The following is a 17,339-nucleotide window of genomic DNA, read 5'->3' as shown; positions in this document are numbered from 1 at the left end:
ACCCCGATGCTCTGCTTATCCGCAAGCTTCGCCAAGATGTCTTACCCAGCCCTTTACAATGCTTTCAAGAAACCAGGATCTCTAATCTGGTAGTCAAAATGGGGTTTGGTCACAGACTCTTAACAATGAAGCAACCAAAGCTGTGTATAATTATGAACATAAAAAGTGTTATAGTTTTAATATTGGAGGTAATATGTGGGCTGACACGAGCAAGAGGCTTCCTGCCTCCAGCAGAACATCTGCCTGGTTAGATTTATTGCAGATGCTTACTGGCGCAGGCCTTATTTTGTTTATGTGGACCCATATGCTGCTGGTATCCAGTGTGATAATCAGCCCCGACCTTATGAACGCCATTGCAGGTTTTTTCGAGGATACTGGTCTGGCTCAGGTTGGCGGGCCCATAATTGGCGGCGTGTTTTTGTTTCATTTTATTCTTGCAGCAAGAAAGATGCCTTTTCGACTTCATGAACAAAAGATTGTCTGGCAGCAATCTGTTATGCTTAAGCATGCTGACACGTGGCTCTGGTTAGTGCAGGTTGTTACTGCTGTGGTTATTTTGATTATGGGCTCCATTCACATGTGGGAGGTTTTAACTAACTTACCTATTACGGCAGACAAGAGTGCGGCTAGAATACAGAGCGGTTTTTGGCTTGTTTTTTATTTAATTTTGTTACCGCTGGTGGAGTTGCATGTAAGCATTGGTTTTTATCGCATTGGGGTAAAATGGGGTTTTATAAAAAGATGCAATCGCAGTCAGGCCAAAAAATTGAAAAAGACTCTGTTTTGTATTTTTATTATAATTGGCTTGATTACTCTTTTGCGTTTTTATTTCTTTTAACTATGCTTCAAAGTTATCTATAAGATATTAGGGGGTAAATGTGTTGCAGGTAAATAGAAGATTATCTGTTTCCGGCAAGACATCTGCCTGGCTTGATTTATTGCAGATGTTGACTGGAGTAGGGCTTGTTTTGTTTATGTTATTGCATATGACCCTGGTATCTAGCAGGGTAATTAATGATACGTGGATGGATTTTATAGCTGCATTTCTTGATCAAAGAGGACTGGCACAAATTGGTAGTATTTTTATTGCTTTTTTATTTTTGTTTCATTTTATTCTTGCTGCCAGGAAGATGCCTTTTCTCCTTCAGGAACAAAAGATTATCTGGCAGCAATCTATCATGCTCAGTCATGTTGATACATGGTTGTGGGTTGCCCAGGTAGCTTCGGGTTTTGTGATTTTATTGTTAGGGTCTGCTCATATATGGGCTGTTATGACTGAGTTGCCTATCACTGCAGCCAAAAGTGCTGCCAGGATGCATAATTATACGTGGTTTATATTTTATATATTTTTTCTTTTGACAATATTAATACATGCAGCTATCGGGCTTTACCGCATTGGGGTAAAATGGGGATTTGTTCAAAGATGCAATCGTTATCAGGCTAAAAAAACAATTTTTCTTGCTGCTAGCCTTGTTGGTATTGTTATGTTATTAATGGACGTTTTGTCCTTTATAAATTTATAAATAATGGGGCATAAAATGATAGAAACTGTTATGACCGACTTGCTTTGCATTGGCGCCGGTCTTGCTGGTGAGAGGGCAGCGGTTGAAGTCGCGAGGCACGGTTTCAAGGCCATCTGTCTGAGCATTGTCCCGGCCAGAAGGTCTCATTCTTCGGCTGCCCAGGGTGGAATGCAGGCAGCTCTTGGAAATTGCGTTAAAGGGGAGGGTGATTCTCCGGACATACATTTTGAGGATACTGTCAAAGGTTCTGACTGGGGATGCGATCAGGAAGTGGCCCGAATGTTTGCAGAAACCGCACCGGTTGCCATCCGCCAGATGGCTTATTGGGGTGTGCCCTGGAACAGGGTGGTTGCCGGGAAATCCTATTATTATAAAGGTGGCCAGAAGCTGGAGAAGGAAGAGAAAAAGGAAAAGGAGGGGTTGATTACGGCCAGAGATTTTGGCGGCACTGCCAAATGGCGGGCCTGTTATTGTTCTGACGGCACAGGCCATGCTGTTTTATATACCCTGGATAGTGTGGCTGTTCAGCACGGAGTGGAAGTGCATGACCGCAGTGAGGCCATTGCTCTTATCCATGACGGTGAAAATTGTATCGGGGCCGTGGTTAGGTGTTTAAAGACAGGCACCCTAAGGGCTTATCTGGCCAAGGCCACATTGATTGCTTCAGGTGGATTTGGACGAATTTATCGTGCCTCTACCAATGCCGTGATCAATGAAGGCGGTGGACATATTATTGCCCTGGATACCGGTGTTGTCCCTCTGGGTAATATGGAAGCCATCCAGTTTCATCCCACGGGCATTGTTCCTACAGACATTCTGGTTACTGAAGGTTGCCGCGGGGATGGCGGAATTCTTTTGGATGTAAACGAAGAGCGGTTCATGCATATCTATGAGCCGGAAAAGGCCGAACTGGCCTCCAGGGACGTGGTTTCCCGAAGAATGACAGAGCATATACGCAAGGGCTTGGGAGTCAAGAGCCCTTACGGGGACCATCTGTGGCTGGATATCAGGCATCTGGGAGAGAAGCACATCAAGACAAAGCTGCGCGAAGTATATGATATTTGCAAGAGTTTCCTGGGGATTGACCCGGTGCATCAATTGATCCCCGTGCGACCTACTCAACATTACTGCATGGGCGGTGTACGGACCAATAAATACGGCGAAGCTTACGGGCTAAAAGGACTTTTCTCTGCTGGGGAGGCTGCCTGCTGGGATTTACATGGCTTTAACCGGCTGGGAGGCAATTCATTGTCCGAGACTGTAGTTGCCGGGATGATTGTGGGCCAGCGGATAGCTGATTTTCTGGAGGGCTGTGAGGTCAATTTTAACAGCCGGGTTATTAAGGACAGCGTGGCCAGGCAGGAAGAGAGAATTAATAAGTTGATTTCAGGTAGCGGTAAGGAAAATGTATACAAGGTGCGCAATGCCATGCAGGACATCCTCATGGATTATGTGGGTATTTTTCGCAACGGTAGCGACCTGCAAAAGGCCGTGCATATGCTTCAGGAGGTTTATGAGCGGGCCCAGAATATAGGTCTGCGCTCAGATGGCATTGGGGCTAATCCGGAACTAGCGCTTGCTTTGAAAATGCCGGGAATGGTGAAGCTTGCCCTGTGTGTTGCATACGGCGCACTGGAGCGCAAGGAGAGTCGTGGCTCACATGCCCGGGAAGATTACCCGGCCAGAAATGATAGAGACTGGTGGGTGCGTACCCTGGCTTACTGGGAAGATGGGGCAACCCTGCCTACCCTGAAATATGAGCCGGCAACAAAGGTGGTTGAGATGCCTCCGGGCGAGAGAGGTTATGGTGGTGGAAAAATTATTCCTGCTGAAATCAAACAAGGAGAAATAGAGGAATAGTCATGGTCAGAATGCTCAATATCAATATCTTCCGCTACAATCCAGAGAACCATGATTCAAAACCGCACATGCAGGCCTACTATCTGGATGAAACAGATAATATGACCTTGTTTATTGCTTTGAACCGGATTCGCGAGGAGCAGGATCCTTCTTTGCAGTTTGATTTTTGTTGCCGGGCAGCAATTTGCGGGGCTTGCGCCATGATAATAAATGGCCGACCGGGCTTGGCCTGCCACACTAAAACCAAAGACCTGCCTGATCAGATCAATCTTATGCCTTTACCCGGCTTTAAGCTGATAGGTGATCTATCTGTGGATACAGGCACGTGGTTTCGGTCTATGAATGAGAGGATAGAATCCTGGGTGCATACTGACAAAGAGTTTGACCCCGAGGCAGAAGAAGAACGAATGGACAATGCCTTGGCAGAGCAGGTCTATGAATTGGATCGCTGCATTGAATGCGGCTGTTGTGTGGCTGCCTGTGCCACGGCCCAGATGCGTGAGGATTTTCTTGGCGCGGTGGCTTTGAACCGGATTGCCAGGTTTATTCTCGACCCAAGGGACAAGAGGACGGATAAAGACTACTTTGAAGTTATTGGCACTGACCAGGGCATATTCGGGTGCATGGGACTTTTGGCCTGTGAGGATGTTTGCCCCAAGAAGTTGCCTCTTCAGGATCAACTAGGCTATTTACGTCGTAAAATGGGTCTTTCTGTTGTGAAGAAATTTTTTTCCTGGAAGAAATAGTGAAATTCCGTATTGAGTTTTGTTGAGTTTACACTGCCAAAGATGGGTTGGTGTAATGAGTGTGTGAATGCCAATAATCGTGAAAATATTTGCAATCAGCGAAATATCTTTGACTTTCATCAGAAAGATTTGAGTTAATTCCTTTTGTCCATGACAATCACGGTCGGGTTTGTTGGAACAGGCGAGACCCAACTTCTAAACTCCCCACCATCATAATCTATAATTAATATCGGGAGAGGAAATGCGTCAAATCAAGGTAAAAGAAATCACGGAGAGGGTTGCACAATTGGTGGTGCAAGCCAATGTCAGCCTGTCTGAAGATGTTTATCAGGCTATCTTAAAGGCCAGGGAAGAGGAAGAGAGTTCATCCGGCAGAGAGATTTTGCAGCAGCTTTTGGATAATGCCAACCTGGCTGCTGAGACCAGGTTGCCGCTTTGCCAGGATACAGGTCTGGCTGTATTTTTTGTGGAGCTAGGCCAAGAGTGTTGCCTGGATGGTGATCTGTATGCAGCCATCAACGAAGGTGTCCGCCAGGGTTATGAACAGGGATATCTTCGTAAATCTGTTTGTCATCCTTTGACCAGGGAAAATACCGGCGATAATACTCCGGCTATTATTCATATAGACTTGATTCCGGGAGACAAACTAAAGCTCAAGTTCATGGCCAAGGGCGGAGGTAGTGAGAACATGTCCAGGGCGACCATGCTTACTCCGGCCCAGGGCTGGGAAGGGATTAAGGAATTTGTAGTGAACAGGGTTGCCGAGGCTGGCCCTAATCCTTGTCCGCCGATTATAGTTGGGGTTGGCATAGGCGGGACCTTTGACTATGCTCCTATATTGGCCAAAAAGGCTCTGTTCAGACCTTTGAATGTGCCTCACAATGACCCGGAAATTGCTAGGATGGAAGAAGAGCTGCTCGCGGCCATAAATGATTTGGGTATAGGCCCTATGGGTATGGGGGGTAAGTTTACTGCCTTAGGAGTAAAGATAGAAATGGCACCCTGTCATATTGCCAGTTTGCCTCTGGCCGTAAACATTCAGTGTCACTCAGCCAGACATGTGGAGGTAGAGTTCTAATGAGTAACGAGTATAAATTGCAGACACCACTTACAGATGAAGATATTTTACAGCTTAAAGCCGGTGATAAGGTTCTCCTTTCCGGAGTTGTCTATACGGCCAGGGATGCTGCGCATAAAAGATTGATCCAGGCATTGGACAGGGGAGATAAACTACCTTTTCCGCTTGAGGGGGCGGTAATTTATTATGTGGGTCCAAGTCCTGCGCCTCCGGGACGTCCAATTGGTTCTGCCGGCCCTACAAGCAGTTACAGGATGGATACATATGCTCCAAGACTGTATGGTTTAGGTGTTAAGGCCACAATAGGCAAGGGCAAGCGTAGTGAAGAAGTTAAGGAAGCCTTGAAAGAATACAAGGCTGTTTATTTTGGTGCAACAGGGGGGGCCGGAGCATTGCTTTCCAAATGTATTGTCCAGGCCAAAGTCATAGCCTATGAGGAGCTTGGACCAGAAGCCATCCGGGTATTAAAAGTTGAAAATTTTCCACTTTTGGTAGTTAATGATGCATATGGAGGCGAGTTGTACGCAAAACCAAAACTCGGGTAAATGTTAAATGAATTAAGGGTAACTTCTTATTTGCGCTAGTCACGATTTAATCTGACATTTATGGTTTTTCAGGGTCGGGTAGCCAGGGTGGTTTTTCCTGTAGGTATATGCCTTTAAATCCCACAATTGGGTGCTAAAACTGACAAAACCCTTAAATTTACCACTAATAATTACAACTTTAAATCCCACAATTGGGTGCTAAAACTTCTAAGTGACGAGAGATTAGGGGGTTTGTCACAAGCCTTTAAATCCCACAATTGGGTGCTAAAACACAAAGATCCGCCGGAACTAGAAGAGCGAATACGTGCTTTAAATCCCACAATTGGGTGCTAAAACCAAACGTGATAACATAGTCGATGCCTGCGGGTATTTCTTTAAATCCCACAATTGGGTGCTAAAACAGTTTTAATTTCATCATCTTTATCATTACTTCCAAACTTTAAATCCCACAATTGGGTGCTAAAACGGTGATGAAAAATAAGTTAAAACCATGCCCTTGTTGCTTTAAATCCCACAATTGGGTGCTAAAACCAGGATAATTACCAACAAAATCCATTAAAGAATCCGCTTTAAATCCCACAATTGGGTGCTAAAACTTTTATAAGCCAGAGATTAACAAGTTAAATAATAAACTTTAAATCCCACAATTGGGTGCTAAAACTTAGATATTCCTTACTTGATGCCTGGGCCTAGAGAACTTTAAATCCCACAATTGGGTGCTAAAACCTAAGACTTACAACAACAAATGGATGCGTAAGCTAGCTTTAAATCCCACAATTGGGTGCTAAAACCAACACAGGGCCTACCACAAGCCTGCTCACATATCGCTTTAAATCCCACAATTGGGTGCTAAAACCAGTCTCCTTTTGCAAAAAACACTGCTGCAGTTACACTTTAAATCCCACAATTGGGTGCTAAAACTTAGATAAACTGTTCCGCTTTGTCCCGTTCATGTTCCCTTTAAATCCCACAATTGGGTGCTAAAACCGGATAAACGAGAACCTTTTTAGAGCATGTTAAATTCTTTAAATCCCACAATTGGGTGCTAAAACTGATAAAAGGACTAAACAGCAGAAGTCGTTTTTTTTCTTTAAATCCCACAATTGGGTGCTAAAACCCATTACATTGGGTTTGCAAAATTAAGTAAAATCAGGAACTTGAAACAATACAAGCTTTTTGTGAAGCTCGACGAAATCTCGAAGTTCCAATAGTGCGGTTGGCGTGCAACTTCCCTAAATAATTTGAGATGTCGGATCAAAATTTAACCCCAGCATGTCTCTTTTGACATTATTTGGGTTGTCGATACGAAAGAAGACTACGTAGTCCTCTGAGACCTTGATGATTCTTTTTACCTCCATTTGAAGTCCCATGAGTTTTGCCTGGCTGATTTCCCCTTCAAAAACAGACTTTTGAGTATGGTGCAAATATTTTCTAAAAGTTTTCATCACCTTGGTCAGCCGCCGCTGACCGTCCTTCTCCATCGTACAGATGTCATAAACTGCTACCACATACATATTACCACCATATCCTGAAACTTTTGTATTCTTTTTCTCCCAGGAGATGCTTGACCAATTTGTGGAGTTCAAGTCGTATCAGCCGGCGGTAGCTCACCTTTCGTTTTAACTGCCTATGTGTCACGGTAGTACAGAGTTTATCCTCCAAAGCTTGTATCACGAGTTTTCTCCCATCTTTTTTGAGATAGGCATAGTTGAGTTCTTTATCAAAATGCTTTTTGCTCAGTTTTCCGTTGTTGAGGAGGAAAAAAATAATCCGATCCCCGAAAATGGGCTTGAATATCTCAGCCATATCCAGGGACAGGGAAAAACGCCGATATCCCGGCTCATGCAGATAGCTGATGGTGGGATTGAGTTGGGTTTTGTAAATTTCCTTCAAAATTCCGGTGTAGATCATGCTGTTTACAAAGGAGATCAAGGCATTCATCATGTTATCAGGTGGTTTTTTGACCCGCTTTTTAAACTCGATTTTTTGATTGATGATGGCGGGAAAAGCCCGATAATAGCTCTCCTTAATGTTTCCCTCTACCCCCATGAGCGCGGATACGCTATTTTGTTCATCAAGTTGGGATTTTAAAGCCTGAATCTGGGCAAGCTGTTTCCCTGTTTTGTCCTTGTAGCGCTTGAGATTCTGTATAGTTCCGTACGCCGCTCCCTTAGTGAATTCTCGAGCAAGGGCCAGTCGCTTTTTCCTGCTGGTGTAGTGAGAGACCTGGCGTACTAGTACTTCGCCGGAATTCAGGAATTCTCGCGGATAATAGGTGCCGCTGTAATAGCCATAGTAGTTGAAAAAATGCATCATGATCTGCTGTTGAGCGAAAAAATTTAGTAGCTTGGTATTAAGATCGACCTCGCCAAAAAGATAGAGGGAGTCAATGTCATTGACCGGAATGGGGACCCGTTTTTTGGCCTTGTCCTCGGTGTAAGTGAACATTACCGAATGATCCTTGCGGCTGATCCTGCCGGAACGGAAGATATAATAATCCCTCATCTAAATGTGTGCCTCACACATAACACAATTCATAATAGCTGCATTTTTTGCAAAATCTTTTGCCGGTTGGTTTTGGGGGTTTTTGTCTGGTATTGATTTCTTCTATATCTTCCATGATCCGCTCGATCTCTGCTTCGTCCTCGGGGCTCAGTGCAATGGGAAGTCGCCGTCGAAGCAGGGGGTAATCAATCTGGCCGATAACTTCGATTCCCAAGCGTTTGAAGTGGTAAATGTAATATTTCAACTGCCAAATGTGGGACTCCTCAATGGCCCTGGATTTTTTAACCTCGTTGATGATACCCTGGTTTTTATCGAAAAAGTCGATCTTGATGTCGTCCAACTGAATCTCCTTGCGTTTTCTGACATAGCTGTATCCATGCAAAACATTTCCCATTTCCACAGACTCGCTGGTGTGCTCCAACTGAATGTGATGGGAAAAGAGCCACAACTTGCGTTTGCACACAAAATAGTAGTTGATTTGAACGCCGGTGATGCGGGGTGGTATGCTAGAGGATAAAATTGTCATAATCCTTGTAGTCTTCTAAAAATGCCATTCCTACTTCCTTGCTGTATTCAACTCCTGCAAGGCGAAATATTTGATTTCGCCGACAAAAGACCGAATCTATCTCCTTTAGCAGACTTTGTTTTGTTTGATAGATCTGTGCGGGAAAGGAATATTTCAATAATTCCCGTTTTTCCTTTATTTTTTCTAGTAGTTCCCCCGGAGAATCTATTGCCTTAATGAGCGATTCGATTGTCTTTTGATGAGTTTTATATACTGGATCTGGAATCACCACGTAATTATTCAAGATATTCCTGAAAAGTTGCTGGGCCTCGCTTTTGGATTTGGTTCGAATGCCAAAGGCCAAAAGCTCCTTTCGCTCCGTAAATTTTTGATAATACCGAGTATCCTCAATATCTTGGAACACCTTTTCCACCATGTCGTGCTTGTCCTGCTCAGAGAGTAAGGTACAATCATAGCTTTGCAAAATCTCCCAGGTGCGGCCCATGAGCTCGGGATCGTAAATGAGCTTGGTGCTTTTGTCGAAAGGACAGATAAAAATATTGGGAATTTGCTCCGAATAATCCCTTTGCCGAAAACATCTTCCAAAGCGTTGAAGGATGCTTTCAATGGTAGCACATTCCGTAAACAGCAGATCAAAGTCTATGTCCAGGCTGGCTTCAACTATCTGGGTCGTGATCCAGATACAGCTCTTGTCGCTTTTCCGTTTTGTTGCGGCTATGATTTGATTTTCCTTTTCCCTTCTGTCCTTGTTGATAAATTGGGAATGAAGTAGCTTTGGTTTGAAAGCGCGTAGTTTTTTATATAGGGCCTGGACCTTTCTTACAGTATTGCAGATGAGCAAAATCTTTTTGTTTTTTCTGGCAAAGGTTTGGATTTTGGCGATGGTTTCCTCGGCTTCGATAGGCTGGGAAAGACATTGGATACGATGCCTTTTCATCCTGGTAAGTGCGGGCTTCGGAACAACGGTTTCCTCAAGTGATTGTAACTGATTCTTAATAAACGGTGGAAGTGTGGCAGTCATCAACAAAAACTTTCCGCCCAGCTCATGTATCTCTTTTAAAAAAGTTACAGTAGCGGCAATGGCTTCTGGTGCAAAGCTCTGAATTTCGTCCACGACAATTTTTGAATAAGAAGCGGTTAAATAAGGTAGTTCAAAGGTATTATATTTAAAAACCGATGTGACAAGCTGGTCAGCAGTGGCTACCGTGATCGGATAGGAAAGCTGTCGGGCCTTTGCCAATTTTTCAAGATAGGTGCTTTCATCTTCTGTCTCGTCAGCTAGAAAGTAACTGGTTTCCCCGTGAAGCAAACTGGTGTTTTCCTCTCCGAATATTTGCTTAAAGCGCTCAAACATGGCGTTGACTGCGGTACGAATACCAAGCAGGTAAAACCCCTTATCACCGTTTAGCCAGTTTATAGCATATTCGGTTTTTCCAGCGCCAGTTGAAGCGATAAAAATAAGATTTTTATCGGACAGGGCTTTTGCCTCCTGCTGATAGTTGCGAAGAGTGAATCCCTTCCGTGTCAACCAGGTCTGAAAGTCCTTTTGATAATCACCCTGATAAGGTTTTTCCGGGGGCACATCTGCCGAGGCCGAATAGTCGCATTTGTGGAGAATCCCTTTTATAAAGATCAGCAGGGGAAAGTAGTCTCGGAAATGATCATCCACAAACCTCCGGATGTTTTCAATGTTGCAATAAGGATTCAGGGGAAAGTTAATCCCCAGTTTTCCCTTGCTTTTTTCCAGATCAAGACACACAAAATTTTCAAACGCCTCTTTGTCAAAAGTAACGTGGGCGGAACGTGTATGGTGAAAGGCAATGCAATACCGCACCAGATCCGTAAACCGGAGTCTCGTTTGATTCAAGGATTTAAAAAAATTCTGGTCCGATTTGGAGATAAAAGCTACTGAAAGCCATTCATGTGGAATCTCGTGATAATCAGAGAGTTCGGCCAATTTTATCGGGGAGTAGCCTAAAATTTTTCTGATTTTGTTTTGGAACTTATGGTTGAGCTTTCCCAGGTCATGATACCAGAGAATCTTCTTGATGGCTTGGTCATAAAGACGAATTTTCTCTGAATCTAGATAAGCGCCTTGTTTGAGGTATTCATAGTTTTTCAACAGCCTGCTTGTGTGCTCGGCAATGCTTTCCTGGTTTTTAGATTTGGCAAACACCTCAGTCATAGATTTACACCTCAAGAAAGCTAACAATATCCCCATCTTCGTCGATTATGTGATTGGTTTCCCGGAGTTCACTGCCCTTGGAGATATACACCACGTCAACGAATTCAAATATCCGCTTGTCTTCAAAAGATTTGACCGGAAAATAATAAAAGGGCAACCGGTAGGCAGTTCCTTTAAGAAACGCTTTTCGGGCTAGATCATGGGGAAGGTAGATACTGTGGGCAAAAGTTTGATCCTCGTCTGATTCAGAGAGTTTAACCAGCTTTGTGGCCTCAAAGTCTAAACGGGCGATATCCTCGTTTCTGCCCAGAATCACGGTTTTTTGTTTGACTGCTTCCAGAAGTTTGGTGTTGAGTTCAGGTTGATCAAAGCAGATGTGAAGCACCACGTTCATGTCCACGATCTCGTCCACGAACAAGATTCCGTGAAGAGCAGTTTTTTGGGATTTACCGACTGTCACATCGTAAGGATTCTTGGGGCGGCTTTTTCGCTCCCTGTCGAATTTGTAAACCTTTTGCATGTTGGTCACCACAGAGGTATGGTTGCCCTGCACGGAAATTCTCATATTGTGATATTTATTGAGTTCCAGCAAGGCATGAGCCATTCCCCGAATCATGGAAGGCGTGGGCAAAGGATAGGTTTGTACATACCCGTAGCTCATTTCCTTTCGGTAATTCACCATATTCTGGTAGAGCTTTATTTTAACGGCTTGCATCGCTTATCCATTGTAGTGATTTGCGACTTTTTGGTTCAGCCATTTAAAGAAATCCTCAATGTCTCCCCTTTGAGGCACATTGATAGAATCAATGTTGGTAAACTCGCCGTTCACGTATCCTAGAGCGGTTTGATCTTCCACGGTTTTCTTTAAAACTTGGGTTTTGAGTACGGCATTCAGCATTTGAGCGTCAATCAATGTCTTGTCTTTTGTAAAGCTGAGCTTGATCCGATTGTAAAAAAAAGGGTTACCTGCCTCATAAATTCCACCGATAACAAAAAGCGGGGACAAGTTCTCCCGTTTACCCTTGATGTCTCGGTAAAGGAGCTTGATTACGTTCATCAGTGCTTGAAGTCTTTTGACCTTTTCCGCTCCTGGTAGATCGATTCCGTCTATTTCATCCTTTCCGATTTCATCAAGACTACAGGTTAGGGTATAACAATAATGAGATCGATGTATCTCGGTTTGATAAATGTCGTTTTGTAGAGAAATTCGGTCGGCAAGTCCCTTGTTTGTAGAAAAATCAAGCTCATTATGGAAAGGCTCCAGGCTGACAGCATTGGTAAGCCGTACCACCGCCTTTCTGATCTTGCTTCCCTGGGCAGTTTTCATATACCCAAAGAAATCAATCTCTGGAAAATCTTTGATGGATGAGTTGGTGCTAAACTGCACTACCCCGCCTTCTCGATCCACGGTAGCCCATTCGTATCCGTACATTTCCCTGAGCATTCTCACCATGTCATAGCGAAGGGCCTGCCTGCTGATATAAGAAAAGTTTTTTCCTTCGCTAGCCACCTTTTTCAGGGAAAGGATGTTTCCCACGCTTTCGCCATAATTGAGGTTTTCGCCCTTGAAAATAACAGCCAGATGAAGATATTTTCCACTCATGATTAGTTTACCTCCTGAGTTTTGCTTGAGGCTTCCGTATCTTTTCTTTTTTTGGATTGGTCCTGAGCCAAAAGTCCATTGATGAAGGAATAACCAAACTGAAGAAAATAGTCGTCATCCAACATCTCATCCTGAGCGAAGTAGATAGGAAGTTGTTGTGCCATCATAGCGCGGATATATTTATCCAGAAATCGCTCCCGATCTGCGATTTTCAAATCGTTTAAAAAACGATAAACTAACCCGCCAATTTGGTTCTCCTTTTTTGCCGCAAGCAGTCTGTTTCTCAATTCGATACCGCTTTTAAACCCCTTTTTGATAATTTTTTGACTTTTTTGACCTTCCATACCTCTTCTCCCAATGCTTTGAAAATAATTAAAGATAAATGACGTGATACTCTTCAGACTATACCGACTTTCTATGGAATTACTGACGTACATTGAAAAGAACCTGTGCAATAGCGAGTAATCAACCTGCCTTTGGATACAATGTTTGATCAGAATTTCTTCCACCGGATAATAAGTATTCTTGAACTTGTAATATCCGCTAGGCAAATTGTCCTGTGAGAAGTATTTGTACAAAAACTCAGCGATATCCTTATCGATGTTATAGTTGTAAACATTGTAACCCTTGGTGCCTTGTCCTCCCATAATGGGGCTGTCGACTATTTCAATAAAATTTATGTTTCTATGAATACTTTGAGCTTGTTTTGAGTGTACAAGCCTGACCGTATGTTTAATCATGGCATACAATGGTCTGTTTTTTTCATCGTGTTTTAATTCTCGCTTAAACATTTCCACAGCATTGTATAGTTCTGGCAAATCTGAGTTATGATTGAGAAAATAGAAAAAATTTTGCCACTTTCCTTCAACTTTTTGAAGCATATAAGCAAAAGAAATAAATGCACAATTGTAGAGCAGGGAACAGTGCGGACAAATCTTGATATGTGTCGCTTTGTACGCCCAAGTCCAATTAGAATTATCCTTATTGAATCCGATGATATTGGAAATAGAGTTGCTAAACTCGTATTTACTTTTTCTTTTCTGGCAAGATGGGCAAATGTCATTAGGTTTTAGCTTCTTGTTGTAATTCGTATTCTTGATCTCTTCGATATATGTTTTTAGTTTATCATGAGCACAAACACCTTTTAATCGGGTTTTGATGAAGTTTCGGATGGAATCCCTGCCTTCTTGTGAGTCATTTAAACGATTAAATATCCCCATTGACGTCAGTTCCTTTATCCGCTCCATCCCTTCCGCAAGTTTTTGTGTTAGCTCTTTTTGGTTTTTTGTGTCCTCAAGTGAAACAGCCAAAAGTTTTACAAAGTTTTGATAGGGTGATTTTTCAATGTCGGAAATGCGTTTGGGAATGCTTTTGGGTCTTATCTTTTTTTTCTCCAGTTCGCCTAAATGGTTCTGAAGTCTGTTAAGATAGGCGGCTTGATTGAAGAATTCCAAAAAAGCCTGTTTTTTGAAGTTTTCGGCGAATCCATTAAAAATCTCGTCCTCGAATTCAATGAAGTTGTCACCAACGGTCAACCCTTCAATTTTTTCGATTTCATCCAATGGCTTGCCATCGGTAATCGTGCTCAGAAATCCTACGATTCCAGCGTTGAAATACCAATCCCTCATGTAAATCTTATGTCTCATCCCATCACCTCCAGCATACCAAACCCTTGAGACCGTTTTGCCCCCAGGCCGGCGTCATAAATCAATTGCAGGACTTCGACAGGCGCTTTGAGCCGAAAAATTCCGGAATTGCCAATTTCGTTGCCGTAAAGAGGAACTGGCGTGGCCTTGCATTTGACCGGGGTAAACTCAAAATTTGCCGTTGATAGCTCGTAATTTTTGTCTATAAAATTTTGACAGAGGTTCTGTACGGTGTGAAGCAGTTGCCATTCAAAGCCCTCCTGCTCAAAGGACAGAAAGCCCTTTCCCTTTTTGTTCTGGATATCCCGAACCAGAAACGGGGAAAAAGTTTTAAAAACCATTTCCTCAGACTCGATTTTTTGCTCCTTTTGTAAAGCAAAGCCCCGGATAGTGGCATGAAGGCCAGGAAACAGAGTGTAGCTCTTTTTAAGATTGACCAAGCCATTATAAACATGAATCAAAAAGACCTGGTCGCAGGCGGAGAAAAATAAGTGGAACTGATTTTGGGCCAAAACAAAACAATTGCAGCTTTTTGTCTTTTCCCTATCCTTAACCGGAAGTTGAACAGAAAAGGTAAAGGGCTTTGGTTGGTTTTTGGCCTTTTCGCCATAAAACTGGCTGAAAAGATCGCCTTGGCTGTTGTCGGATTTCAGTGACTCTTTGATCAGTGACATCAGATTTTTTCGGTATTGAACCGGGATTTTAACGGGTGGATCTCCTTGAAGTTGAATGCTTGCTTGAAAACGCATTTTTTTGCCTCTTGTATAGAATTTTAAAAAAGTACTCTCTTTATAGCAAATAACAATTATTAAAGCAAACTGCAAAGCAGATTTATGTTTCTTCAAATGAAAGAGTGCCTATCAATATAAAATCTGACAAAGATATCCTTTATGAGAGTTATCGTATTTTGTGAATGTTGTCAGATATTTCCTGTTGTATTTTAATGGATTTTTATTTTTTAAGTGTGAGTTTTCTAAGAATGTTTTCATAGGAATTTATTCTTGATAATGATGTTTTGTATCATGGTAATCTATCCAGATATCCAGTTATTTTTTTGACTTATCGATAGGCAAATATATTTTTTATAAAAGTTTTTTTATAGAATTTGTCCAGAAATATATGTTGCTCACCTATTAAGTAGACACAGATAAGATTGATATATGAGTTTTTGTGAGCAAGCAGGTCAAACTTTTACAGGCTAGTAAGGACTAATCATGAAGGAACAAAGAGAAAAAAATACTCGGTTAGTCTAAGTTGAGCTATTTTTAATTTGGTTTTACATTAAACACATTGGAATAAAAGTAGATTTTGGGTCAGCGATTTTCACTCAATGGGTGAGATTGCCACGGGCAGCGAAGCTGCCCTCGCAATGACAATCCTGCCCCTGTCATTGCGAGCTTAAGCAAAGCGGAGCGAAGCAATTTCAAAGTATAAACTGCCAAAAAAGCGTTCAATTTAGGATGGGGATGTGGGCGTAAGGGGTGCATTTGATGGCTGCACTTGGGTTGAGTGGTTGAGTAGTAGGTGAGTGGTTGGCCAGGTAGGATGGTTATTGGATATGGGGCCGTACACCCGGAAAGAGATTGTTACTAAGTTTAACCACGGCCTATAAGGCCGTCAGTTTTTTGTTCGGCAAAGTCTGCCGAACAAGAATGTCTGCGTTAGTCTGCGTGGGTCTGCGGTTAAAAATAAAAGAGCGGAACAAGTAAGTTACCCTTACCCTGTACCCCTTAATCCCTACCCCTTAAATGATTATGATCAGATAAGCTTGACACGACGTTTGTTTGCAAATATGAATCAACGTTTCCTTGCCCTTGAAAATAAACAAGGGCCAAAAGACCATAAGGAGGTATTATGCTTAAGAAGTACGAGACACTTCTCTTGCTCAGTCCGGAAATCGGGGCTGATGGTCGGCAGGCAGTTCTCGAAAATCTGTCGACAATAATTGATAGGGACCAAGGGCAGGTCCTGACGGTTGATGAGTGGGGAATGAAAGACTTGGCCTATCCAGTGCGCAAGCAGACCAGAGGCTATTATGTTCGCTTGGAATATGCCCTGCCGCCAGAGTTTGTTGGTGAGCTGGAACGCAATATCAGGATCACTGACGGTATTTTTAAGTTTTTGACCGTGAAGCTGGCGGACAAATTTGAGCAGGAGGAAAAGTAGATGGCTTATAGGAGATTCACCCCAAGAAAGAAATTTTGTCGTTTTTGTGCTAACAAAGATCTGGTCATTGATTATAAGAATGTGAATATACTAAAAGATTTTATTACAGATCGGGGTAAGATTATTGCCCGCAGAATTACCGGGACCTGCGCCAAACACCAGCGGGCCTTGACTAGAGAGATTAAGCGGGCCAGGCAGATGGCTTTGCTCTATTATACTGCTACCCACAGCACTGAAGTGAAAAAGAAGACAATTTAGGGAGTGTGAGCTATGCGTGTAATACTTAGGGCTGATATAGATAATCTTGGGCGCTTGGGGGATGTAGTTGAAGTCAGGCCTGGTTATGCTCGGAACTATCTTGTTCCTCAGGGCTTGGCCATGCCGGCTACTAAGGCCAATTTGAATGCCTTTGAGTTGGAGCGGAAAAAGCTGCAACAAAAGATGGATGCTATCCGTTTTGCCGCTCAAGAGCTGGCTGATAAGTTGAGTGCAACAGAAGTTGTTATTCCTGTGCGCGTTGGTGAAAACGACAAGCTCTACGGTTCTGTAACCTCATCCAATATTGCTAATGCTCTGGCTGAAATGGGGCTGGAAGTAGATAGACGCAAAATTAAGTTGGATGATTCTATCCGTTCCCTGGGTGAGTATGAGGTAGAGATTAAATTGCATCCTGATGTAGTGGCCCAGGTTAAAGTAAAAGTAGTCAAACATGGAAGAGAAGAGGCCCAGGAAGAGGCCGAAGCATAAGGACCAGGATCAGGGTCTGGCAGGCGCGGGGACTCTGGACAGGGTCTCCGCGGAATTGCTGCGTAAAGTCCCCCCCCAAAATTTGGAGGCTGAGCAGGCCGTTTTAGGGGGGGTTTTTTTGTCTAATTCTGTCCTGCACTCCCTTGTCGATACTCTGGACGAGGATGATTTCTATTCACCGGCCCACAGAATAATTTATCAGTCCTTTT

Annotated in this window: 18 protein-coding genes and 1 CRISPR repeat array; of the genes, 10 read left to right on the top strand and 8 right to left on the bottom strand. The window is 43.1% G+C overall.

What is annotated here, in order from left to right:
- Window positions 1-193 precede the first annotated feature (193 nt).
- From AC3WVG_RS09225 to AC3WVG_RS09200, 6 genes are all read left to right on the top strand, one after another.
- Window positions 194-838, top strand: a complete 645-nt coding sequence (locus AC3WVG_RS09225) for a succinate dehydrogenase/fumarate reductase transmembrane subunit (protein WP_488797846.1) — start codon at window positions 194-196, stop codon at window positions 836-838.
- Between the two features lie 40 nt (window positions 839-878).
- Complete coding sequence (locus AC3WVG_RS09220) at window positions 879-1,523, top strand: succinate dehydrogenase/fumarate reductase transmembrane subunit (protein ID WP_488797845.1); 645 nt, start codon at window positions 879-881, stop codon at window positions 1,521-1,523.
- Between the two features lie 15 nt (window positions 1,524-1,538).
- Window positions 1,539-3,383 carry a fumarate reductase flavoprotein subunit gene (locus AC3WVG_RS09215; RefSeq protein WP_488797844.1) on the top strand — a complete coding sequence of 615 codons (1,845 nt, stop codon included), beginning with the start codon at window positions 1,539-1,541 and terminating at the stop codon, window positions 3,381-3,383.
- A gap of 2 nt (window positions 3,384-3,385) precedes the next feature.
- Window positions 3,386-4,129, top strand: coding sequence for a fumarate reductase iron-sulfur subunit (locus tag AC3WVG_RS09210; RefSeq protein WP_488797843.1), 744 nt, complete (start codon window positions 3,386-3,388; stop codon window positions 4,127-4,129).
- Between the two features lie 241 nt (window positions 4,130-4,370).
- Window positions 4,371-5,207, top strand: a complete 837-nt coding sequence (locus tag AC3WVG_RS09205) for a fumarate hydratase (protein WP_488797842.1) — start codon at window positions 4,371-4,373, stop codon at window positions 5,205-5,207.
- Window positions 5,207-5,752: a Fe-S-containing hydro-lyase gene (locus AC3WVG_RS09200; RefSeq protein ID WP_252380143.1), complete on the top strand. Its 546-nt coding sequence runs from the start codon at window positions 5,207-5,209 to the stop codon at window positions 5,750-5,752. Before AC3WVG_RS09205 ends, AC3WVG_RS09200 begins: the two co-directional genes overlap by 1 nt.
- Before the next feature lie 111 nt (window positions 5,753-5,863).
- A CRISPR array of direct repeats spans window positions 5,864-6,869; the repeat unit is 29 nt; unit sequence CTTTAAATCCCACAATTGGGTGCTAAAAC.
- Between the two features lie 115 nt (window positions 6,870-6,984).
- Here the strand turns inward: AC3WVG_RS09200 and cas2 are convergent.
- The 8 genes from cas2 to cas6 are packed head-to-tail and all read right to left on the bottom strand — an operon-like array spanning window position 6,985 to window position 14,966.
- Window positions 6,985-7,266, bottom strand: coding sequence for a CRISPR-associated endonuclease Cas2 (gene cas2, locus AC3WVG_RS09195; RefSeq protein ID WP_488797841.1), 282 nt, complete (start codon window positions 7,264-7,266; stop codon window positions 6,985-6,987).
- A gap of 1 nt (window position 7,267) precedes the next feature.
- On the bottom strand, window positions 7,268-8,257 hold the full coding sequence (gene cas1b / locus AC3WVG_RS09190; protein WP_488797840.1) for a type I-B CRISPR-associated endonuclease Cas1b: 990 nt from the start codon (window positions 8,255-8,257) through the stop codon (window positions 7,268-7,270).
- Window positions 8,258-8,270: 13 nt separating this feature from the next.
- Window positions 8,271-8,783 carry a CRISPR-associated protein Cas4 gene (gene cas4 / locus AC3WVG_RS09185; protein ID WP_488797839.1) on the bottom strand — a complete coding sequence of 171 codons (513 nt, stop codon included), beginning with the start codon at window positions 8,781-8,783 and terminating at the stop codon, window positions 8,271-8,273.
- Window positions 8,764-10,968, bottom strand: coding sequence for a CRISPR-associated helicase Cas3' (gene cas3 / locus AC3WVG_RS09180; protein ID WP_488797838.1), 2,205 nt, complete (start codon window positions 10,966-10,968; stop codon window positions 8,764-8,766). Before cas3 ends, cas4 begins: the two co-directional genes overlap by 20 nt.
- Window positions 10,969-10,972: 4 nt before the next feature.
- Window positions 10,973-11,683: a CRISPR-associated protein Cas5 gene (cas5, locus tag AC3WVG_RS09175; protein ID WP_488797837.1), complete on the bottom strand. Its 711-nt coding sequence runs from the start codon at window positions 11,681-11,683 to the stop codon at window positions 10,973-10,975.
- 3 nt (window positions 11,684-11,686) lie between these two features.
- On the bottom strand, window positions 11,687-12,571 hold the full coding sequence (gene cas7i, locus AC3WVG_RS09170) for a type I-B CRISPR-associated protein Cas7/Cst2/DevR (protein WP_488797836.1): 885 nt from the start codon (window positions 12,569-12,571) through the stop codon (window positions 11,687-11,689).
- Window positions 12,572-12,573: 2 nt separating this feature from the next.
- Entirely contained in the window at window positions 12,574-14,217 is a 1,644-nt protein-coding gene (cas8a1, locus tag AC3WVG_RS09165) for a type I-B CRISPR-associated protein Cas8b1/Cst1 (RefSeq protein ID WP_488797835.1), read from the bottom strand.
- Window positions 14,214-14,966, bottom strand: a complete 753-nt coding sequence (gene cas6, locus AC3WVG_RS09160) for a CRISPR-associated endoribonuclease Cas6 (RefSeq protein WP_488797834.1) — start codon at window positions 14,964-14,966, stop codon at window positions 14,214-14,216. The genes cas8a1 and cas6 overlap by 4 nt, the downstream gene beginning before the upstream one ends.
- Before the next feature lie 1,105 nt (window positions 14,967-16,071).
- On the opposite strand from cas6, the gene rpsF reads away from it, so the two are divergent.
- The 4 genes from rpsF to AC3WVG_RS09140 form a co-directional block, all read left to right on the top strand.
- Window positions 16,072-16,383: a 30S ribosomal protein S6 gene (gene rpsF / locus AC3WVG_RS09155; protein ID WP_488797833.1), complete on the top strand. Its 312-nt coding sequence runs from the start codon at window positions 16,072-16,074 to the stop codon at window positions 16,381-16,383.
- Window positions 16,384-16,641: a 30S ribosomal protein S18 gene (gene rpsR / locus AC3WVG_RS09150; RefSeq protein WP_252380140.1), complete on the top strand. Its 258-nt coding sequence runs from the start codon at window positions 16,384-16,386 to the stop codon at window positions 16,639-16,641.
- Between the two features lie 12 nt (window positions 16,642-16,653).
- Window positions 16,654-17,130, top strand: a complete 477-nt coding sequence (gene rplI, locus AC3WVG_RS09145; RefSeq protein WP_488797832.1) for a 50S ribosomal protein L9 — start codon at window positions 16,654-16,656, stop codon at window positions 17,128-17,130.
- The coding region (locus AC3WVG_RS09140) for a DnaB-like helicase N-terminal domain-containing protein (protein WP_488797831.1) at window positions 17,093-17,339 on the top strand (247 nt) is incomplete at its 3' end. The genes rplI and AC3WVG_RS09140, both read left to right, overlap by 38 nt.

Source organism: Desulfovulcanus sp. (assembly GCF_982781345.1).
The sequence above is the reverse complement of the archived record's forward strand: the minus strand, read 5'-3'. Positions and strand labels throughout refer to the sequence as shown.